The following is a 21,592-nucleotide window of genomic DNA, read 5'->3' on the forward strand; positions in this document are numbered from 1 at the left end:
TTGAAAAATAATTTTGAACAATATGGAAACAACTGCCAAAATCAATAAAATAAAAACGGTTCGTCCTGAAACACTGGAGTTTATCATTTTGTATAATCAGCTTAAAGGGAAAGCGTTTAGCGGCAATGCGCAACTTGCCGAGGTGCTTGGCTTTAATTCGGCCAGTTCTATTACAGAAATTATAAAGAGCCGTCAGAATATAGATCCTGAAAAATTCAGAATATTTAAAGAAAAGTATAAAGATTTTATTGAGGGCACTGCCTACGTACAGGATACGCCGGTATCGCGGGTAGCAGAGGGTATACCGATGTATGAAATTACGGCTACAGCATCAGGCGTTGAGGTTTATAATGATATTAATGATACGCAGCCCGTGGGCCGTATGAATTTCCCCGGCATTGAGGATTGTGATTTTGCTTTACCGGTTTGGGGGCACTCTATGTACCCGTATCTTGAAAACGGCTGTTGGGTGGCCTTAAAGGTTATCCACGATAAAAAGATTTTACCCGGCGAGGTCTATTACATAGAGTGGGGCGAGTACCGTATGTACAAACGCCTTTTATTGGGCGATAACAAAGACGAGGTTATAGCACACTCAGATAATACTACCGAAATGATTGGCAATCAGCTTAAGTACGCGCCATTTGTTATTAAGATAGCCGATATTAAAAAACTTTGCCTGGTTAAGGATATCCATAAAAAACATAATCATTAATGGAAACCACAACTTTTCTGTACAGTAAGCGCAATAGTATAGTTACTATTATAGTAATGCTGGTATTAGGTGTGCTTTTTACTTCAAACATAAATAAGGCTTATAGCAATAATGACAAGCCCGACCTGATCGTGTTTGCAGGTTTGCTGGTGCTACTGGCTTTTGTATTGGTTATAGTGGTAGCTAAAAGGTTATTGCCTGCGCTGCGTAGAGAGGTTATTCTCGAATTTAATGAAACCGTACTGATAGATTACCTGAGAAACATCACGGTTAACTGGGGTGATATTGAATCGATAGGCTTCAGGCGTACCCGCAGCTCGTCCATGATGATACTTAATTTAAAATGGGAATCTGATTATGGTAAATACATTACCGTATCGTTAAGATGGGTTGAGGGTAAAGACAATGATATTTATAGTACGGCCTTAACTTATTTTAACCGTTATTCTGATCCGGCTATCTTATAAAAGACCAACCGTTAACCACTATTAGTTTTATTTAGTTTTATAGGGTACTTTGTTTATAATTGCAGCCACATGGCAGACGACGGTATTGTTAAGCGACTAAAGGTAATTGTTAAAGATCATGGTGGACAGCTGGCATTGGCAGGCGCCATTGGCGTAGACCAAGGCTTTATCAGTAAGGTAATTAACAAAAAGCAGGAGGTTAGCTATTACCTGATCAGCAAGCTTTGTTTCCAGTTAAAGTACTCGCCTGAGTGGCTGATATTGGGTACGGGTGAGAAGAAGATCACCAAAGCCGAATCGCCTAAACTGATCACCGAGATACAAATGATGCGTACCGAGCTTGATATCCTGCACGCCCGCATGCGCGCTTTTGAAATGGAGATCAAAGAATTAAGGGATAGTACGGGCCAACAACAGCAGGCTGGTTAGTGTTGCCTGTTTATTAAAATAGCCTCTAAAGCGTCGCCGGTATTTTTGCAGCGGTTCATGGCATTTTCTAATGACGACAGAATCTCGCGGTATTTGATCAGGTTTATGGCGTCCTTTTCATTGGCAAATAATTCGGCCACCGCGTTGTAATAGATCTTGTCTGATTGCCGCTCAAGGATCTTTATGCGCTGGCAGGCCTGGTTGGTAGCCTCCTTGCTGTTTGATGAACTTAATAAGTTAACCACTTTTTGAATTTCAATACTTGCTTCCTGTATCAGCAATGCTATTTCTTTAAACGCGGCAACAAACTCTTCTATATTATATATGTACATCCTGCCGCTTGCCTCGTTAATGGTATCGGTTACGTTATCAATGCATGATGCCAGAGCATGGATATTACCGCGATTAATGGGCGTGAAGATCACCTGGTCAAGCGCCAGATAAATTTTATGGGTGATATCATCGCCAATGTGCTCTAATTTGGTTATTTTCTTATAGATAACTTCCCGATCGTCAAAATTGGTGGTATTGACCGCAATTACCAGTAAATCTGCTATATCCACTGTGTTTTTAGCAGCCTCATTAAATAAATTGTAAAATAACTTCCTGTTTGATAGGTAGTTATGAAATAACCTGCGCATTGGTATCTGTATTATTGCAAAAAGCTAAAAGTAATAGCCTTGTGTTAAATCAGTATTAAATGAATATAATGCTATGTTAAGCCTTTGTTAGGAAAATGTAATTATTGGTAAATTTATAATATGTTGATTATAAGATAATTAATTGTTAAAATTGATTTAAACGAAAACATTTAATTATATATAAATAGGATTATATCTTAAAATAACATTATCAAATGTTAATTGTGGCTTAACATTAAGGTAATGCTGCCTCCGCACTTTTGAACCAAAATTTATTTAACCCTGATTTCAATTATGAAAAAAACGTTTACAAAAGTTTTTAGTGCAGTATTAGTATCAGCTACAATGTTAGCCGGTTTAACTGCCGAAGCTCAACAAACAACCCTTGCATCAGCTAACACAGATAAAAAAGCTGACGCGAAAGCAGACTCTACTATTACTACAACAACTACTGTAAAGCCAGCAGCTAAACAAGATCCGGCTGCATGGGTACCTACAAGAAGATTATGGGGATACGCATTTGGCGATCTTTATTTTAACCAACATACTGACGGTGCAAACAGAGGCCCTGAAACTCAATACAACGGTACACCCGGAAACAGGAACGCTTTCCAATTCCGTCGTTTATATTTAGGTTATGATTATGATATCAACCAAAAATTTAGCGCCGAAGTATTATTGGCATCTGAGCCTAACGCTAACACAGGTGTTAACGGTACTACTAACATCCAAAATGGCGATAACCTGGTTGACGGTAAAATGGCTTTCTGGATCAAAAACTTTAACATCCGTGTAAGAGAGATCTGGAAAGGTACTGACTTAGTTGTTGGTGAAATGTCAACTCCTGGTTTCGCGTTAAACACAGGTAACTCAAATGCTCCTACTTCGCTTTCAGAAGCAACCTGGGGCTACCGCTTCATCGAAAAAACCATCACCGACTTCCACAAGAACAACTCTTATGACGTAGGTGCAGCTTTACAAGGTACTTTTGACCCATCTACCAAAAACTTCGGTTACGTATTCATGGTAGGTAACAACAGCCAGTCAAACTTACTTGCAGCGTCTAACCCATCTACAGGTTTCTACAAAATATTTTATGGTGACCTTTGGGGTAAATTCTTAGACAAAAAATTATACGTAGATATCTACGCTGACTATGTACAAACAGGTGCAGGTACTGCTACTTTAGGTGAAACAGCTCATAACATGGAGAAGATCTTTGTAGCTTATAACACCAAACCACTTACGGTAGGTGCTGAGGTTTATACACAGATGTTTAAAAACGGTGTAACCAGCGCTGCTCACGGTACTCAAAATGCAAACGCTTTAGGTCTATCTTTCTGGGCTAAAGGTAACATCAATGCACAATGGGGTTGGTTCGGTCGTTATGACAACTATAACCCATACACCAACTTTGATTCTGCAGTTCCTACCTACACTGCTAATACTACTTATGGTAACTATAGCCCGCTTTACAAAGAGCAATTTGTTACTGCAGGTTTAGATTTCCAACCGGCTCCAAAAATCCACTTCTCGCCAAACATTTGGTTGGTTCAGTTTAAAGATCAAAGAGCTGCTACTACTACCGGTCACGTTCCTGATGGTCATGATTTAGTGTACAGAGCTACTTTCTACTACACTTTTGGTAAATAATTTAGAAACAACCCTGGTTAATAAAATAAATTAAAAAAACGTTATGAATCTTACAAAAAGTTTAAAGTTAGCAGTTGTGGCATTAGCTACATCAGGCTTAGCATTATCAGCATCGGCACAAGACCTTAAAGGTGCCGGCAGTTCATTTGTGAACCCGCTGTTTCAAAAAATGTTTTCACAATACACTCCTGCTAAAGTTGATTATCAATCAATTGGTTCAGGTGGTGGTATTGCTCAATTAACAGCTAAAACTGTTGATTTCGGTGACTCTGATGCGCCTTTAAACGACGAGCAAACTACTAAAATGGGCGGCCCTGCTGCTGTTCTTCATATCCCTATGACATCAGGTGCCGTAGTTGTAACTTACAATGTACCGGGTGTTGCTGGTGGTTTAAAATTATCAGGTAAAGACCTTGCTGATATCTATTTAGGCAAAGTAAAAACGTGGAATAGCCCTGAAGTTAAAGATTCAAACCCTGGCGTTAACTTGCCTAACTTGCCTATCGTAGTTATCCACCGTTCAGACGGTAGCGGTACTTCGTTCATCTTCACTGATTACTTAACTAAAGTAAACCCTGATTGGGCTACTAAAGTTGGTAAAGCTTCTGCTCCAAACTGGCCAGCCGGTTTAGGTGGTAAAGGTAGTGAAGGTGTTGCCGGTTTAGTTAAACAAACTCCTGGTGCTATTGGCTATGTTGAGTTAGCTTATGCTATCCAAAACAAAATGCCTTATGCAAGCATCCAAAACAAAGGTGGTAAATTTATCGTTCCAACAATTGCTGCAACTACTTTAGCAAGTAACGTAACTATCCCTGCTGATACTAAAGTTTCAGTTACTAATACTGATAATGCTGCAGGTTACCCAATTGCCAGCTTTACCTGGGCTTTGATCTACAAAGAGCAAAACTACAATGGCCGTACTAAAGACCAGGCTACTAAACTGGTTAAATTATTATGGTGGAATATCCACGAAGGTCAGAAATTTTGCGAAGCTTTAAACTACGCTCCGCTTTCAAAATCAGCTGTTAAAGCTGCTGAAGCTGTATTAAAATCAGCTACTTACGGCGGTAAAGCAATATTATAATTATTGTAAGATTGAATTGAATATTTGATCTGATCAAAAATTAAGTGATATTAAATTAAATGATTACCAGCCCTGTTTTTACATGGGCTGGTAATTGTTTTGTAAACAAACCCCCTAATTTTGTGGAAAATAAAAGATTAGAATTATCCAACGGACAGCTTAAATGGGAAACCATGTTCAAGCTGCTATTAAAAGTGATGAGCGTGTTGTTAGTGCTGATCATAGTGGGTGTATTGATAACGCTTATTATAGAATCCTGGCCGTCAATAACATCACAAGGTATAAAATACATATGGGGCAAGGTTTGGGACCCGGTGCAAAACATATACGGTGCTTATCCATTCCTGGTAGGTACTTTATTAACCTCATTTACAGCGCTGATCATATCCATACCGTTTTCTTACGCTATTGCTATTTACCTGGGCGAGTATAATCCTAAAGGCTGGTTGTCTGACCTGCTTAAAAATACTATTGAGCTTATTGCCGCTGTTCCATCAATCATTTATGGTTTCTGGGGATTATTTGTTCTTGTGCCATTGGTACGTACCTTAGAAATGAAATTAGATATATTACCTTATGGTGTGGGTGTTTTTACAGCATCAATAGTTTTGGCTGTTATGATCATCCCTTACGGCGCGTCATTAGGTATAACTTTAATAAGAATGGTTCCATCGCCTTTAAAAGAAGGCGCGTACGCGTTAGGTGCAACCCGCTGGGAAGTTATCCGCAATGTAATTATGCCTTATACGCGTTCTGGTTTATTTGCGGGCGTATTATTATCATTAGGCAGGGCTTTGGGCGAAACCATGGCCGTTACCATGCTGATAGGTAATACTACAGCTGTAGCCGATACATTTAAAAATGTGTTTTTTGGCCCGGGCAATACTATGGCCAGCGTTATAGCCAACGAGTTTGCCGAGGCTGATCATACTTTGTATTTGTCTGCACTGATTGAATTAGGCCTGGTGCTGTTTGTTGTAACGGTTATTATTAATATGATAGGCAAGCGTATAATTACACGTGTCACTAAAAGCTAAAGGTATGGAAGCAAAAATAGGAACCAGGAATATTAAAAGTATGATCTTTAAAGGGATCATCGTATTTTTTGCATTTGTAATAACACTGCCGTTAATTGTTGTTTTACTGTACATTATTAAACAGGGTATAACCCAGGTAAACTGGACATTTTTAACCCACGTACCTGCGCCCCCGGGCGAGAAAGGCGGCGGTATTATCAATGCTTTAACAGGTAGCTTTATAATGGTGTTAATGGCATCAATTGTCGCAGTACCGGTAGGCATATTGGCAGGTATTTATCTTAGCGAAAACCCGCGTACCAAGCTGGCATATTACAGCGGCTTATGTGTTGATATTTTACAGGGCGTACCATCAATTGTGGTAGGTATTGTAGTTTACTTCTGGGTGGTTAAACCAATCGGTGGTTTCTCGGCCATAGCGGGTAGTATCGCACTTGCTATCATGATGTTACCAATAATTATACGGTCTACAGAGCAAACGTTAAAATTACTGCCCGATTCGCTTAAAGAAGCGGCACTGTCATTAGGTATCCCGTACCACCGTGTAATTTTAAAGGTAATTATCCCTTGCGGTTTTGCAGGTATATTATCAGGTATTACGCTGTCAATTGCACGTATCATAGGCGAAACCGCGCCGTTATTGTTTACCGCATTGGGTAACAACTATTTCTCACTAAAAATAACCGGGCAAATGGAAAGCTTGCCGCACGTAATATTTACGTATGCAACAAGCCCTTATGATGACTGGCATGACCTGGCGTGGGGTGCCTCGTTTATATTATTATTGTTTGTTTTAACGCTAAACATTGTCACAAAACTGCTAACAAGAAAATGGAAAATACAATTGTAAGAGCTGAAAATTACAACGCCTATTTTGGCGACAACCATGTTGTAAAAGATGTAAACATCAGCATAAATAAAAATGAAGTTATTGCAGTTATGGGCCCGTCAGGCTGCGGCAAGACTACATTTTTACGCGGCATTAACCGTATGCATGAGCTTATACCTAACGCAACAGCAAAAGGTAAAATACTGCTTGAGGGCGAGAACGTGTACGATATGAATGCTATATACGTACGTGCTAAAATTGGTATGGTGTTTCAACGCCCTAACCCTTTCCCAAATTTGAGTATCTATGATAACGTAGTTGCCGGTTATTTATTAAATGGTATCAAAGTATCAAAAGCTGATAAAGATGTTATTGTTGAGCGCTCATTAACAAGCGCCGCTTTATGGAAAGAGGTTAAAGACTCATTACATAAAAAAGGTACGTTCTTATCGGGCGGTCAGCAGCAGCGTTTGTGTATTGCACGCGCTATTGCCATGCAGCCAGAGCTGATCTTATTTGATGAGCCAACATCTGCGCTCGACCCGATATCGACATCGAGCGTTGAAGCTTTATTCCATGAGTTAAAAGAAAATTATACGCTGATCATTGTAACCCACAACATGCAGCAGGCTGCACGTGTGAGTGACAGGACCGCGTTCTTTTACATGGGCGAGCTGGTTGAGTTTGACGATACCAAGCAAATGTTTACCGCCCCGGCAGATCAGCGTACGCAAAATTATATTACAGGTAGATTTTCTTAATAGAGTCAAGAAACAAGAATCAAGAGACAAGATAATTGTCTTGATTCTTGACTCCTGATTCTTTAATCAATTAAACATATTAATAGAAGAAATAATGACACCATTAGAGAATGAATTAACCGCGCTTAAAAAAGAGCTGGTTAGCATGTGGATCTTAGTTCAATCGCAACTGAACAAATCTAAAGAGGCTATGGTAAACTTTGATAAGGACCTTGCACGCGAGGTTTTGGTTAAAGAGAAACGCGTAAACTCTTATGAGCTTAAGATTGACCGCGACTGCGAAAATATATTCGCTCTGCACTGCCCGGTAGCTATTGACCTGCGCTTTTTACTGGCCGCGTTAAAAATAAACACCAATTTAGAGCGTATTGGCGATATCGCTGCAGGCATAGCACTGTACGTGGTTGAGTCGACCGTTAATTTTGATCTTAAAGCTTTAGACAATACCGAGGTTATCCGCATGTATGACGAGGCTATAAATATTTTGCTGGATACCCGTACCGCTTTTGAGAAAGAGGATACCGTACTGGCGCGCAGCATATTTAAACGTGATGACGTGCTTGACGATATCAATATGGCAGCCCCTGAAACTGTTGGCGAATTAATTAAAGCCGATATAAGCTCACTGCCTGAGGCATTATACATCCTGTCGGTGATCCGTAAACTGGAGCGCGTAGGTGACCAGGCGAAAAATATAGCTGAAGAGATCATATTTTACGTAGAAGCCAAAATACTAAAGCATTTTGAGAGCAGCCAGTCAGGCGAGCTTGGAATAGAAGATTAGTGATTGATAATAATTGATAATTGTGATTTGTGTAAAAAGGTGGGTAGTGATACCCACCTTTTTTTATTTAACAACAATCACGCATCAGCGCTATCCAGTACCATTATTTTTCTGCAAAGCGGGGCGGCGTAATCATCCCTGAAAATATCATGCAGCGGGTCAACCTGGTAGTGATCATGATCTGCTATGCTGTTAAAGGTAACCGATAACGAGGCGTCATAAGTGTTCTCAGTAACGTCGCGCACTTCTGTAGCGGCAGGCACACCAATATGGATTCCGCGGATAGAGGTTATAGGCACAAGCACGTTCAGACCTTCTATCAGTTTAGGCAGGTCGGCTTTGTTGTTTAACCAGAAATATACCTGGTGGATAATAATATTTTTTACTTGCATGGGTAATGTGGTTTTTGGTAAATATAGTTAATCGGGCATAAAGCGGAAAAGTGAAAGAAAAAGTAGATATAACTTTTAGCTTTAGTCTTTACCGGCCGGACTCTTTAAATATTTAGCTAACTTATTTACCGCCTGCTTCTTTCAGCATCTCTTTTACCGCTGCTTCCAGTTGCTTGTCTTCGCCGGCTAATACGCTATTGTAGTCGTTGTCAACTTTAATATCTGGTTCTAACTCCTCGTTCTCGGTAGGGCGGGTAGCGTTAGCGCCCCAGCTTGATATCATCGGAATCCCAAAAATGATCGACCGGTCTATCTGGTCTTCCCACCATACCGCGGTGCCTGTACCTGCAACCGGCATACCTATCAGTTTACCTATGCCCAGTTCTTTATAAGCGTAGGGGAACATAAACGCGTCCGAATAGTTGCCCTCGCTCATCAGCACACAGCTTGGTTTATCCCACCTGCTTGACGATTCGCCGCCGGTAGTAACATGGCCCTGCGGCCTGAAGGTAAAGTATGTTTTACCGCTTAAAAACGTAACCAAGGCATCATGCAGCCAGCCGCCGCCATTAAATCGGGTGTCAACGATCAGCGATTTCTTGTTAACGTTTTTGCCCAGCACTTTATCAAACGTTTCGCGGAAACTTTGTTCGTTCATCTCACGCACGTGTACATAACCCACCTCACCGTGCGACAGGCTATCTGTCAGGTGTTCCATTTTGCGCACCCAGCGGTCGTACAATAACTCGTTCTCTGCACCTGCGGATATAGGTTTAATGGTTTCATTATACACCTCTTTGCTTGCAGGGTCATGAAAAGTTATAAGCGTGTACTTATTGGTTTTGTTATTTAACAATACCGACCAATCCGCGTCTGCAGTAATGGCTACGCCGTCAATTTTGTCTATGATAAAGCCTTTTTTCAGTTTTGTTTTAGCCACGGCAAAAGGGCCGCCGGTAATGATATCCCTAACCAGTAAACCATCACCGCCTTTAGCTGCGTCGTATAACAGCCCCAGTGCGCCGGTACGCTCGCCGTCAGGGAAGTTTACGGCATAGATGCCACCTGTGTGCGATACGTTAAGCTCGCCCAGCAGTTCGCTCAATATTACCTGGAAATCATAATTGTTATTGATGTAAGGTAAAAACCTTGCGTAATTGTCGTGATAGTAATTCCAGTCAACGCCTTGCAGTTTAGGGTCAAACAGTTTCTTTTTAACCTGTTTCCAAACGTGCTCATAAATGTAAGCCCGCTCGCCCGACGCGTTAAGCGTAAAGGTACTGCTGATAGGTACCGGCGTAACCTTACCATCGTCAACACCAATGCGCATAATATTGCCGCCAGATAGTAAAAACAACGATTTACCATCCTTGCTCATTTCCAATGATCCGCCGCCCGAGTTTAGTTCGGCCAATACCCTGGTTTCTCGTGTGCGCGGGGTAAGTACCCATAAATTAAAGCCCTTGTCATAACGTGCAAGGTAATACAGTTTTTCGCCGTCCTTTGATAGCTTAGAGTCGCCTATCTGGGACGAGGTAAGCGTTAAACGTTCTGTACGGTCTTCCAGGTTTTCAAGGTTGGGCGAAAACTCGGGAACTGCAGGAGGCGTTATTTTTTTCTTTTGCGCCTTGGCTATGCTGTCGGCCTTAGCCATTGCTTTTTTAATATCAACCGAATCTCTTTTTTCTGTTTCGGTTCTTATTGACAGGTCTTCTTTGTTCAATTGGTATTTGTCCCAGGCGGCCTGGTCAAAAAACATGGCGTAGATATCACCTTGCGAGCCCTGGCTCAGGTTCCTGAGGCCTTGTTTGTCATTTACCCAGTACATCATTTTATCGCCCATGCCAAACTGCGGGTTGCCGTTATCAAAACCGCTTTGGGTTAAGTTAACGCGGCCCTTTGAGCCATCGGCTTTTATTAATACTACCTGGCTGCGACCCAGTGCATTACCTTCTGACGATTGTGCCAAAAGGTACTTGCTGTCTGCCGACCATACAAAGTTCTGATCGCCGTCGGCGTAAGAGAAGTTCACGCCTTCAGGTAAAATGTCAATAGTTTTTTTGCTGGCGATGTCGAATATCTTCACGATGTTACGCTCTTCAAGATAGGCTATCTTCTTACCGTCCGGCGATGGGACAGGCTGGAACTCGTCTTTATCGGTAGCAATAACCGGCTCAGTGGTTAGCGTAGTGGCAGCATAAAAATAGGGCTCGCTTTTGTTGGCTATGCCGATCTTGTAGATGTCCCATGATTGCTCGTTTTCAACCGAGTAAAAGATGCTTCTTCCGTCGGTGCTGAATTTTATCATCCGCTCCTGGTACGGAGTGTTGGTTAAGCGTTTTACAATACCGCCTTCGGCAGATGCTGCAAAGATCTCGCCGCGGTAAACAAAAGCGATCTCTTTGCCATCAGGCGAAACGGTCATTTCTGTAGCTCCGCCTTGTACGGCAATGTTTTTTGTCTGATCGCCGTTAAAATCGGCATTGATTGTGATCTCTATTTTTTGTGGTTTGTTGCCCTCTTTTAACGTATAAATGTCGCCGTTTTGCGTAAAGGCAAAAGTGCCGTTCTCTGCGCGCGACAGGTTACGCACCGGGTTTTTATCGAACGTGGTAAGCTGGGTTATTTTATTTACATCAGCCTCTGACGAACGGAAAAGGTTTTGGGTGCCGTTGCGCTCGCTTAAATAATAAAATGTTCCGCCGTTGCCCCAAACAGGTTCACGGTCTTCGCCTTTATAGGTTGATACTTTAGTGTAAGTATTGGTTTTTAAGTTGTAAGTCCAGATATCGCGGGTAACGCTTGAGGTATGGTGCTTGCGGTACGGGTTTTCATAACCCTTGCTATCCTGATAAATAAATTTATCTCCGCCTTTGTCAAAGTGAACAAACTCAGTACCGGCCGAGTTTACCATTAGGCTGCGGCCGCCTTTAGCGGACACTTTGTATAACTTGGTAAAATAACCATCCTCGGGGAAACGTACCGAACTGGCCACATCATGGCGGCGGCTGCCGAAATATATGGTTTTATCATCCGCAGAAAACTCAAACGGCAGGTCTCTGCTTGAATCGAAAGTAAGCCTTTTAGCTGTACCGCCGTCCGCAGGCATGGTGTAAACATCAAAGTTGCCGTAACGGTCTGACGCGAAGGCGATGGTTTTGCCGTCATGGCTCCACACAGGGTAACCGTTGTATGAGTTATTGATGGTTAGCGGTATGGCCGCGCCACCTGCGGCGGCAACCTTAAAGATATTGCCCTTATATTCAAAAGCTATCCAGTTACCATCGGGCGAGATGGCTGGCTGTTGCATAAATAAAGCGTGGTTTTGCGCGACTGAACGGCCTATAGCGGCGCCGATCAGTAAAACAATCAGAGAGAATTTTTTCATTGCGATAAGTTAATTTCGGGACGTAAGATAGTTAAAAAGCTAAGACGCATCAAGTAAGGCATTAGTTACAAATAAATCATAATTGATTATGCCGATTGTCTTCGCAGCGGTCTCTCAAAGAGGACCCTGCGTGGTTGTGCGTGGGTGTTGAGAAATTGAAATTTGCATGGCTCCATACGAGCCTCCTTCACCAACATCCCTTTTAAAGTATTATTTTAATGCTTTAGGCACTATTTTGTAACTCTCTTTAATTACGGCCTCGTTCACGGCTTTTATTCTGTCCACGTCCATTTTCTCTACGGCCCTGTCATAAGTTAATACGCCATTCACTTCGTGCTCCACATCTGTAGTTTGGGTGTAGATGGCTACACTCAGGCCTTTGTATTTCATTAACTGCTCTACCTCATCCAGCAAAAGTATATACCTGTCGGTTAGCCGTGCTTTGGTTGGTTCGTAGGCATAAGCATTATTTTCTACCGGCCACATATGATCACGCACAAACAGGCCGACCCCGCCAAATTCGCCTAATGAGGCTGCCCGGTGCTCATCAGGTACCGAAGCGCCGTAAGGGCCAACGTAGATATGGGTATCCACATAATCGCCGTTTTTAGGGTCACCATAAGCTTTTTGATAATCCGGGTTATTGTTAAAGCCCGAATTGCCATTTACCAAACGTGATGAGTCATATTGTTTAACCCAATTGGTGATGTTTTTAACATCAAACGCGCCCCAGTTTTCATTAAACGGAACCCAGGTAATAACAGAAGGCGAATTATAATGATCGTCCATAATGGCCTTCAATTCTTTCCTGAACTCCTTGCGAGTTTTTAGCGTATCTTCGTTTTGATACCAGATGGCCGGCATATCCTGCCAAACAAACATGCCTAACTTATCGGCCCAATAATAAAAGCGTTGGGGCTCGGTTTTCATGTGTTTACGGATCAGGTTGTAGCCCGCGTTCTTAGCAAACTGGATATCAAATTTAAGCGCTTCTTCTGTCGGCGCGGTTAAAACGCCGTCAGGCCAATACCCCTGGTCAAGCAGTCCAAGCTGCATGATAAATTTACCATTGATCAATGGGCGAACAACACCATTGATCTTACCCAACTTAATATCACGCATCCCGAAATAGCTTTTCACCTCATCGGTTACCTTGCCATGGGCATCTGCCAGGCTGATCTTCAGGTTATACAGAAAAGGGTTGTCAGGCGACCAAAGTTTCGGCTCTTTGATGGGCAGGTAAAATGAAGTGCCGTTTGTTGATTCTGCTTTTGAAACCTCGGTATTGCCGTCCAATGCAATAGCGGTTACTTTGCCTGCACCTTCGGTATTTACCAATACTTTTAAGCGGCTGTTGGCAAGGTCAGGCAGTATGCGGATATTTTGGATATAGGTTTTGTTTACCGGCTCAATCCATACAGTTTGCCAGATGCCCGAACAAAAAGTATAATCACCGCGCGGGCCACTTTTACCAGATGGCACGCGGCCATCATTCAGGTCTTTAACCGCAACTACCAGTGTGTTTTTACCTTTTACTAAATAAGGCGTAATATTAAAGCTGAACGCGTCATAACTGCCTTCATGATAGCCGGCTTTATGGCCGTTTACAAACAAGGTTGTGTGATGGGCCACCGCATCGAAATGAATAATGACTTGCTTGTTTTTCCAATCGGCTGGGATCTCTAAACTGCGGCTGTACCACATATTGATCTCCTGCTCGCGCTGTATGCCTGATAGAACCGACTCAGGGCAGTACGGCACCCTAATCTTTTTTGCCTCATTAGTAAAAGCAATTGGTTTTTCCGGGCTCAGTGCATCTTCAATAAACTTACCGCCGCGGTATTCCCATTCGCCGTTAAGGCATAGCCAGTCCGCGCGTTCTAATTGCGGCCTCGGGTAATCCGGGAACGGAACTGCAGCTTCCATGGCCGGCTTGGTCCATTTTGTGGGTAATAAGGCTTCTTGGGCAAAACCCCGTGAATAATTAATGACGAAGAACAGTAATAAAAAAAGTTGCTTAGTTAGGTTTTTATTCATGGGTTATTGGTCCGTTTTGCGTTTTTATTTCGTTGCTTTCAGCACAATATACGGTGATAATGCCTTACTTTCAAATGGGAATACTTTTGTGAACACCTTGCCTGTAAACCATAAGCTTTTAACAAACGCCTTGGCCAATGCAGACTGTGTGCCTTTATTCTCCAGCCACATAGAAAATTTACCATGGTAGTAAGATTCTACATCCTTTAAACCCAATTGCCTGCAATAATTGGCAAGCAGCGCCGGGTCCATACTTTCAATATAGTGCTTATTGTAGTTCTCGATATCAAATTTGCGCTGCACCCAACCGTTAATGCTTTTAAAATTAGGCAGGGTAATAAACAGGGTGCCGTCGTCTTTTAAAAAAGGCAGGTGTGTTGCTATAATGGCTTTGGTATCTTTAAAATGCTCAATCAAACCGAAGGATAGCACCATGTCATACTGTTGAGTAGGCTCGTAGGTAAACAAGTCGGCTTCAATAATATTAATATCGCCTTCTTTCAGATCATTTTTCCCGAGCAACTCATTGATCAGCCCTTTATGGATAAAATAGTCAAACAGGGTGGTATCCATGTTCTCATATTTCTTTAGGTAGATGGCATAATAACCGGGGAAGCCGCCTAATTCTATAGCAGTTTTGGCGCCCTTTTCGGCTTTGATCTTACCCAGGATATCGCCAAAAATATAATCGCGCTTAATGCTGAATATCAGGCCAATTCTTGATTCCCAAAATGCTTTCCAAAAAGAACGGTCGGTTAAATTATTATCCATTAATGTTGTAGCCTGATTTTATGCGTTTGCCGCAGTTTCTTTTTTATCTAATATTCTTGCCGGGTTGCCAACTGCAACGCTATTTGCCGGTATGCTTTTGGTAACTACTGCTCCGGCGCCGATCACCACGTTATCACCTATCTCAATATCGCCAATGATCACCACGTTTGCACCAATATCTACATTATTGCCTATACGCGGGCATCGGCTAAATGTACCGTCAGCTAATTTTTTGTGGCCGATGGTGGTAGAGTTCCTTAGCGTACAATTATCGCCAATGACCACCCCCTGGTTAATTACCAGCGCCTGCCCGTGAAATAACGACAAGCCCTTACCTATCTTGGTTTTACGCGGGATCTCGATGCCCCAGATCCACTCCACCAGGTATCGGTAAAACAGCAGGTATAAAATAAATATCACCTTGGCTATCATTGACCGGTTGATGAGCGATGCCAGCCTGAACATAAACAAAACAAGCTGCCCCTTGAAGTTTTTTCGGTTTGATTGCCAATCCTGGAACAAATAGCTCATGCCTGTTTTATCGCGTTGGGTTTTATTATTGAATAACCAAAAGTAAAATTTTTCGGCGTAATAATGGAACAAAGCATAAAGCACGCTTTTGATATAACCTTTTACCTTTATCCTTTTACCTTTATCCTTTATTAGTATACTTGTGACAATGAAAGTAACGCTCATCAACACATCTGATGCCGGGGGAGGCGCGCCTGCCGCCTGCCTGCGCCTGTTAAAGGCGCTCGTATCGCAAAAGGTTGATGCACGCTTACTTGCACAATACAAAAAGACGGACGATGAGCGGGTTACTGGTATAGTTAATAACCGCGTGTCAAAGCTAAAGGCGCAGCTCAATTTTCTGCGGGAACGCATTCCTTTCCTGTTGTTCCATGAAAAGGATAAATCTGTACGGTTTGCATTCTCGACAGCTAACGCGGGGATAAGTATTGTTGACCAGCCACTGGTTAAAGAGGCGGACATATTGCACCTGCACTGGACAAATTCAGGTTTTCTATCTATCAGCGATTTGCGTGAACTGGTAGATACCGGCAAACCCATTGTATGGACGCTGCATGATATGTGGGCATTCACAGGCGGATGTCACTACTCTGGTACCTGCGAGAATTTTATGCGCGAATGCGGCAACTGCTTTTTCTTACGCGACGCGAGTGACAATGACCTGTCGCATAAAGGATGGTTGCGCAAGGCAGCTTTATTTGCGGGTGCAAAGAACATCACTTTTGTGACCTGCAGTAAATGGCTTGCAGGGGTAGCCAAACAAAGCTCATTGATAAAAAACTTCAGGATTGAAGCTATCCCTAATCCAATCGATATTAATATATTTTCGCCGAAGGATAAGGTTGCCGCGCGTCAGCAGCGTGGTATTGATCCGTCGGCTAAAATAATTTTATTTGGCGCGGCTAATATAAACGACAGGCGCAAGGGGATAACTTACCTGGTAGAAGCTCTGAATATTTTAAAAAGCAAACATCCCGAAGGGAAAACAGAGGTAGTAATATTTGGCAAGAACAAGCATTTTGACGTAACGCAACTGCCTTTTAAAGTGCATGAACTGAGCCTTATCATCTCGCAACAAGAGCTGGCCGAAATATACAGCATGGCCGATGTTTTTATTACCCCATCCTTAGAAGATAATTTGCCTAATACCGTTATGGAAGCCTTGGCTTGCGGTACGCCCGTTGTAGCATTTAACACCGGCGGCATTCCCGAGATGACTGACCATCAGCAAAATGGTTATTTGGCGCAATTCAGATCGGCTGAGGATATGGCTAATGGGTTGTACGAAGTACTTAGCACGGCCGATACAAATAAGTTATCAGCAAATGCCCGCCAAAAGGTGCTGGATAATTATACCAACGAGAAAGTGGCTAAACAATATAACGATCTGTATCAATCTATCATCAAATAAATGAAAAACGTAGCGCCTATATTATCTGTAATTACCGTTGTTTATAACAATGTTGCCGATATTGAGCGCACCTTGCTTTCGGTGTTGAACCAAACTTATCAGGGCATTGAATATATTGTTATCGATGGAAAATCTACCGATGGTACTTTGCAGATCATTGAAAAATATAAGGACCGGATCGCCACACTGATCAGCGAAAAAGATAAAGGCATTTATGATGCCATGAACAAAGGGCTTGCCGTTGCCACCGGCGATTACGTGGTATTCATCAACTCGGCCGATGAGTTTTACTCAACTGATACCGTAACCAATGTTTTTGCCGCGGCAACTGATGCCGATATTTATTACGGCGAAACCGAAATGATAGGCGAGAACGGCCAAAGCCTTGGTCAGCGCCGCCATGCTGCCCCCGCTCAATTCACCTGGAAAAGTTTTAAATATGGTATGAGCATTAGCCACCAGGCTATTTATATTAAGCGAGCTTTAGTTGAACCGTACGACCCCAAATACCAGCTAAGCGCGGATATTGACTGGATACTGCGTGCCGCAAAAAAAGCTAAGAAGATAGTCAACGTAAATCAATATGTCGCTAAGTATAAAGTTGGCGGCATGTCAAAACAAAAACACCGCAAAAGCCTGGCAGAGCGCTTCGATATTATGAAGCGGTATTATGGGTTAGTCCCTACTTTATTTAACCACACAATAATTGCCTTTAATTTAGGTTTGTATTGGTTAAAGAACAGAAGAACTAATGACTAACCTTAAACCTAATGGCTTCTTTTGAAATTGACAGGCAGACCTTTAAAGATCTTGACCTTTTTAACGAAGACGGCAACAGCATATATTCTTTTTTTAATAACGCCAAAACCATAGGCGGCGCAAAAAAACTAAAAGAGCTAATGGAAACGCCGTCTTTTGACGCGTCCGTACTTAATTCGCGCAGGGATACCGCTCAATATTTTTACCGTAAACAGCTGCCGCTGCCATTAATAAAAAAAGATGTTGATTTTATTGAATATTACCTGGTATTAAACAGTCCTCCTTTACAGTCGAACATTGCTTATGCGACTGTATGGAACACAAAAACCTTGTTTAGCCCGGTGCCTGATAGTTACATTATAACAGAAGGGATAAAATACATCCACAAACTACTACAAATATTAAATGAATTTAATGATGCTTTAACGGTTGAAGACGGCCCTGCATCAATAAGCGATTTTAAAAAAACCTTAAATAGTTTTGTCACTAAAAAAGAGATCCAAAAGTTTTTGTCGGTAAACAGCCACAAAAAAATGCGTTACCTTGAGTTTAGTTACTATGACAGTCTGTTCAGAAAAACGGAGATCATGGCAATGCGTGATTTGCTTAAATTAGTTTATGAATTAGATGCTTACTACGCAATAGCCAAAGCGGTTACTGATCATGGTTTCTGTTTCCCCGAGTATGATGAAACACAACATGCCAATGTGCAGATATCAGGCTTGTATCACCCTTGTATTAAAAATGCGGTAAGTAATGACGTCGTTATCAATAAGAATAAAAACCTATTCTTTTTAACCGGAGCAAATATGGCCGGTAAATCGTCGTTTTTAAAAGCTTTGGGCTCGGCTGTTTATTTGGCGCATGTGGGTTTCCCGGTGCCGGCTGCAAAGATGCGCACCAGCATATTTAAGGGCCTGATAACAACCATTAACCTGTCCGACAATATCAACAATGGCTACAGCCATTATTTTAGCGAGGTGATGCGGGTAAAGAAAACTGCCCAAAAAATCCTGGAAAAAGACAATCTGTTTGTCATCTTCGACGAGCTTTTCAGGGGTACCAATGTCAAGGACGCTTATGATGCTTCGCTGGCGACGATCACAGCGCTGTCAAAGATCAAAAACAATGTTTTCCTGATCTCTACCCACATTGTCGAAATAGCAGCCGAGCTAAAAGCCATCGACAATATTGCTTTTAAATACTTTGATTCTAAAATTGACGGTGATAAACCCGTGTTTGATTATAAGCTGACCGACGGTGTATCGTCAGAAACGTTAGGATATTATATTTTTGAGAAAGAAGATATAATTGGTCTACTTGAACAAGCCTCCATAAAAAATGGCCATAAAAAAAGGCGGTGAGACTTAGTCCCATCGCCTTAAAATATCGGTCTTAATTTAATTAAGCTTTCTTGTCAGCTGGTTTCTTTTTATTTTCTGCATAGCCTGCAAAACCCAGTGCCAATACCAATAGAACTGATCCTGCCAATGATATATCTTCGCCGGCGTAATAGGTAACCGGGTGGAATATAAATTCTATTTTATGGTTGCCGATAGGTAACTGCGCTGCACGTAAAATATAATCAGCGCGGAAATATGGCGTTTCCTGTCCGTCAATAAACATCTTCCAGCCCTTGTCATAATACACTTCAGAAAATACAGCTATCTGCGAGGTAGTTGATGAGGTTTGGTAGGTCATATGATCAGGGTTGTAGTTTACCAGCTTTATTGTAGCGGTGGTATCTAAATAAGTAGATTTCTGATCAATAAGGCTTTTATACCGCTGGTCGACAATTGCGTCTTCTTTAGGCGAAAAGCTGCTGATGGCCTGCATTTCTTCATCGGCATTTTGCGCGAATTTAACATGCTGTACAAACCATGCATGTCCGCATGCGGTTTGGTTGTTTTGCAGATTTACGTTTTGCGTTTTAGGGTCCTGGCTGATAATGTATTTCACGTTCATCATATCCAATACATCATGGTTAATGCTTTTGCTGAAATGGCTGTCTAACAATTCCTGGTAGCGTTTAAGCCTTGCTGCAGAGTACCCGCTGAATGATTTATGGAAGAATGGATTGATCAGGTCATAAGTCTGAGAAACGGTCATATCAAACACCTTAAAGTCAGGGTCCTTGTCACGCTGAATAAACTGGTCAACCTCGCGTGGCTGTGGGGCGTTCGACTCCTGTTTATCGGCAAAGTTTTCGTCTTTTAAGTAGCGTTTATCAATCTGCCACATATCCACCAATACCAAGGCCAAAAAGCCTAATGATAATATAGTGGTGTTAATTTTATGCTTAACAAAAGCAAACAAGATCCCGAAGGCAATTGCCACAAATATCAACGAACGGATAGCATCCGCACGTTCAAGATCTATCCTGTCCTTAACAATGGCGCTTGAGATATTGGCCGCTGTAGCTGTATCATTTTGCAGCGCCTGTGCAAGTGCAGCTGTGCCACTTGCCTGGTCGACAGACCTGAAACTTAACAATACTTCGGGCAATACAATAAGTACTACAAGTAAACCGCCGGTAATATAAAAAGCAAGCAATACTTTCTTGGTGATCTCTTTGGTATCCGGTGCATCCATTACTTCCTTAATGGCCAGGAAAGCCAGTATCGGGAAACAAAGTGAGGCAACCGCTAATACAGATTCTACAGTTCTGAATTTATTGTAAAGCGGGAAGTAGTGGAAAAACAAGTCTGAAACAAAAGGCATGTTACCACCAAATGACAGCAACATGGTCAATACCACGGTAGCCAATAGCCACCATTTTATGCGGCTTTTAACTACTATCAGCCCAAGCATAAACAAGAAACAAACCACAGCGCCAAAATAGAAAGGCCCGCTGGTTGACGGTTTGGTACCCCAATACGTACCCATACCCGGGAAACCGCCTATCTGGTTAGCATATTTTACTGCCTGATCTTCAGGTAAACCTTTCGCTATAAAAACCTTTGCAGTAGCCGAATTTTGATCAAGCGCGTCGCCTGATGTAGCGCCGCCATAAGCATTGGGTACTAAAAAGGTAAAGCATTCGGTTACGCTTTGGCTCCATTGGTAAGCGTAATCTTTATCAAGGCCAGTGCTTGGTTCTTTGGTATGCTGGGTTAAGTTTGATTGCCCGCGAATGGTGTCTTTACCATAATCATAAGTGCTCCAAAGTATTGACGCGTTTACCATCAGCGCTATAATTAAAGCGCCGCCCAGGTAAGCTAATGATTTTAAATATGTACCCGTTGTTTTGGCTTTTATAGCATGGTACAGTTCAATACCGGCTAAGATCAATATGGCCAGCATTAAATAATAGGTCATTTGCACGTGGTTAGCACGGATCTCCATCGCAAGGAAAAGCGCAGTAAGCGAGCCGCCCAGGATATGTTTTCCGCGAAGCGTTAAAATTATACTTGCCAGTATGGGCGCAAAATAAGCTATGGCCGATGCCTGGTTGGCATGCCCCGCCACCAGCAAAATGATATTGTAGGATGAAAACGTAAACGCAATAGCCCCGGCCGCTGCCAGCCACGGGTTAAGTTTTAGTACGATGAATAAAAAGTATGTACCCAACAGCAACAGTAAAACAGTATCTATAGGGTTAGGGAAGATAACTTTCATTGCATGAACCACATGCGTGGTGATATTGGCTTTATAAGGTGCCCAAAGCTGGTAAGCCGGCATGCCGCCAAAGATCTGGTTGGTCCACAGTATGGTAGTGTCTTTTGCTTTATAAGCGTCTATCTCTGTAGTGGTTGATTGTGCGCCGGTTACATCCGCTTGTCCTAATACTTTTCCCTGGAAGGCGGGAGTGAAATAAAGAAAGCATATCACTAAAAAAATTCCGGCGATGGCGAAGTGAATGCCATTGCGCTTAAACCAGTTACTCATCTAAATATTTTAAAA

19 protein-coding genes are annotated in these 21,592 nt (G+C 42.2%); 12 read left to right on the forward strand and 7 right to left on the reverse strand.

What is annotated here, in order from left to right:
• Nucleotides 1-22: 22 nt before the first annotated feature.
• The 3 genes from FO440_RS10715 (at nucleotide 23) to FO440_RS10725 (ending at nucleotide 1,611) form a co-directional block, all read left to right on the forward strand.
• Nucleotides 23-715 carry a S24 family peptidase gene (locus tag FO440_RS10715; protein WP_144248267.1) on the forward strand — a complete coding sequence of 231 codons (693 nt, stop codon included), beginning with the start codon at nucleotides 23-25 and terminating at the stop codon, nucleotides 713-715.
• The gene (locus FO440_RS10720; protein WP_144248268.1) at nucleotides 715-1,182 is read left to right on the forward strand and encodes a hypothetical protein; all 468 of its coding nucleotides are present in this window, start codon (nucleotides 715-717) and stop codon (nucleotides 1,180-1,182) included. Before FO440_RS10715 ends, FO440_RS10720 begins: the two co-directional genes overlap by 1 nt.
• Before the next feature lie 69 nt (nucleotides 1,183-1,251).
• Nucleotides 1,252-1,611, forward strand: a complete 360-nt coding sequence (locus tag FO440_RS10725; protein WP_144248269.1) for a helix-turn-helix domain-containing protein — start codon at nucleotides 1,252-1,254, stop codon at nucleotides 1,609-1,611.
• Here the strand turns inward: FO440_RS10725 and FO440_RS10730 are convergent.
• Nucleotides 1,608-2,252 (reverse strand): DUF47 domain-containing protein, encoded by a 645-nt coding sequence (locus FO440_RS10730; RefSeq protein ID WP_144248270.1) that lies wholly within the window; start codon nucleotides 2,250-2,252, stop codon nucleotides 1,608-1,610. The two genes, FO440_RS10725 and FO440_RS10730, sit on opposite strands and share 4 nt — an antisense overlap.
• Before the next feature lie 294 nt (nucleotides 2,253-2,546).
• Between FO440_RS10730 and FO440_RS10735 the strand changes: the two genes are divergently transcribed.
• The 6 genes from FO440_RS10735 (at nucleotide 2,547) to phoU (ending at nucleotide 8,400) form a co-directional block, all read left to right on the forward strand.
• Complete coding sequence (locus tag FO440_RS10735; protein WP_144248271.1) at nucleotides 2,547-3,905, forward strand: hypothetical protein; 1,359 nt, start codon at nucleotides 2,547-2,549, stop codon at nucleotides 3,903-3,905.
• A gap of 43 nt (nucleotides 3,906-3,948) precedes the next feature.
• Entirely contained in the window at nucleotides 3,949-4,989 is a 1,041-nt protein-coding gene (gene pstS / locus FO440_RS10740) for a phosphate ABC transporter substrate-binding protein PstS (RefSeq protein ID WP_144248272.1), read from the forward strand.
• Nucleotides 4,990-5,111: 122 nt separating this feature from the next.
• On the forward strand, nucleotides 5,112-6,026 hold the full coding sequence (gene pstC / locus FO440_RS10745) for a phosphate ABC transporter permease subunit PstC (protein WP_222103971.1): 915 nt from the start codon (nucleotides 5,112-5,114) through the stop codon (nucleotides 6,024-6,026).
• A 4-nt stretch (nucleotides 6,027-6,030) separates the two neighbouring features.
• On the forward strand, nucleotides 6,031-6,876 hold the full coding sequence (gene pstA, locus FO440_RS10750; protein WP_144248274.1) for a phosphate ABC transporter permease PstA: 846 nt from the start codon (nucleotides 6,031-6,033) through the stop codon (nucleotides 6,874-6,876).
• Nucleotides 6,858-7,616, forward strand: coding sequence for a phosphate ABC transporter ATP-binding protein PstB (gene pstB / locus FO440_RS10755; protein ID WP_144248275.1), 759 nt, complete (start codon nucleotides 6,858-6,860; stop codon nucleotides 7,614-7,616). Before pstA ends, pstB begins: the two co-directional genes overlap by 19 nt.
• Before the next feature lie 94 nt (nucleotides 7,617-7,710).
• Entirely contained in the window at nucleotides 7,711-8,400 is a 690-nt protein-coding gene (phoU, locus tag FO440_RS10760) for a phosphate signaling complex protein PhoU (protein WP_144248276.1), read from the forward strand.
• A 77-nt stretch (nucleotides 8,401-8,477) separates the two neighbouring features.
• Here the strand turns inward: phoU and FO440_RS10765 are convergent, their stop codons facing one another.
• The 5 genes from FO440_RS10765 to FO440_RS25040 form a co-directional block, all read right to left on the reverse strand.
• Complete coding sequence (locus FO440_RS10765; protein ID WP_144248277.1) at nucleotides 8,478-8,792, reverse strand: Dabb family protein; 315 nt, start codon at nucleotides 8,790-8,792, stop codon at nucleotides 8,478-8,480.
• 121 nt (nucleotides 8,793-8,913) lie between these two features.
• Nucleotides 8,914-12,180 carry a S41 family peptidase gene (locus tag FO440_RS10770; protein ID WP_144248278.1) on the reverse strand — a complete coding sequence of 1,089 codons (3,267 nt, stop codon included), beginning with the start codon at nucleotides 12,178-12,180 and terminating at the stop codon, nucleotides 8,914-8,916.
• A gap of 210 nt (nucleotides 12,181-12,390) precedes the next feature.
• The gene (locus tag FO440_RS10775) at nucleotides 12,391-14,217 is read right to left on the reverse strand and encodes a glycoside hydrolase family 2 protein (RefSeq protein ID WP_144248279.1); all 1,827 of its coding nucleotides are present in this window, start codon (nucleotides 14,215-14,217) and stop codon (nucleotides 12,391-12,393) included.
• A gap of 24 nt (nucleotides 14,218-14,241) precedes the next feature.
• Nucleotides 14,242-14,988, reverse strand: a complete 747-nt coding sequence (locus FO440_RS10780) for a class I SAM-dependent methyltransferase (protein WP_144248280.1) — start codon at nucleotides 14,986-14,988, stop codon at nucleotides 14,242-14,244.
• Between the two features lie 18 nt (nucleotides 14,989-15,006).
• The gene (locus FO440_RS25040) at nucleotides 15,007-15,684 is read right to left on the reverse strand and encodes a serine acetyltransferase (protein WP_317129796.1); all 678 of its coding nucleotides are present in this window, start codon (nucleotides 15,682-15,684) and stop codon (nucleotides 15,007-15,009) included.
• On the opposite strand from FO440_RS25040, the gene FO440_RS10790 reads away from it, so the two are divergent.
• From FO440_RS10790 to FO440_RS10800, 3 genes are read left to right on the forward strand one after another with little or no spacing between them, the layout of a single operon-like run.
• Nucleotides 15,668-16,930 (forward strand): glycosyltransferase family 4 protein, encoded by a 1,263-nt coding sequence (locus FO440_RS10790; RefSeq protein WP_144248281.1) that lies wholly within the window; start codon nucleotides 15,668-15,670, stop codon nucleotides 16,928-16,930. The two genes, FO440_RS25040 and FO440_RS10790, sit on opposite strands and share 17 nt — an antisense overlap.
• On the forward strand, nucleotides 16,931-17,689 hold the full coding sequence (locus tag FO440_RS10795) for a glycosyltransferase family 2 protein (protein ID WP_144248282.1): 759 nt from the start codon (nucleotides 16,931-16,933) through the stop codon (nucleotides 17,687-17,689). It abuts the gene before it with no gap.
• Nucleotides 17,690-17,700: 11 nt separating this feature from the next.
• Nucleotides 17,701-19,053 (forward strand): MutS-related protein, encoded by a 1,353-nt coding sequence (locus tag FO440_RS10800; protein WP_144248283.1) that lies wholly within the window; start codon nucleotides 17,701-17,703, stop codon nucleotides 19,051-19,053.
• A gap of 40 nt (nucleotides 19,054-19,093) precedes the next feature.
• Here FO440_RS10800 and FO440_RS10805 read toward each other — a convergent pair whose 3' ends face one another.
• Nucleotides 19,094-21,577 carry a YfhO family protein gene (locus FO440_RS10805; RefSeq protein ID WP_144248284.1) on the reverse strand — a complete coding sequence of 828 codons (2,484 nt, stop codon included), beginning with the start codon at nucleotides 21,575-21,577 and terminating at the stop codon, nucleotides 19,094-19,096.
• Nucleotides 21,578-21,592: the final 15 nt, after the last annotated feature.

The organism is Mucilaginibacter corticis, assembly GCF_007558865.1.
Classification (GTDB): domain Bacteria; phylum Bacteroidota; class Bacteroidia; order Sphingobacteriales; family Sphingobacteriaceae; genus Mucilaginibacter; species Mucilaginibacter corticis.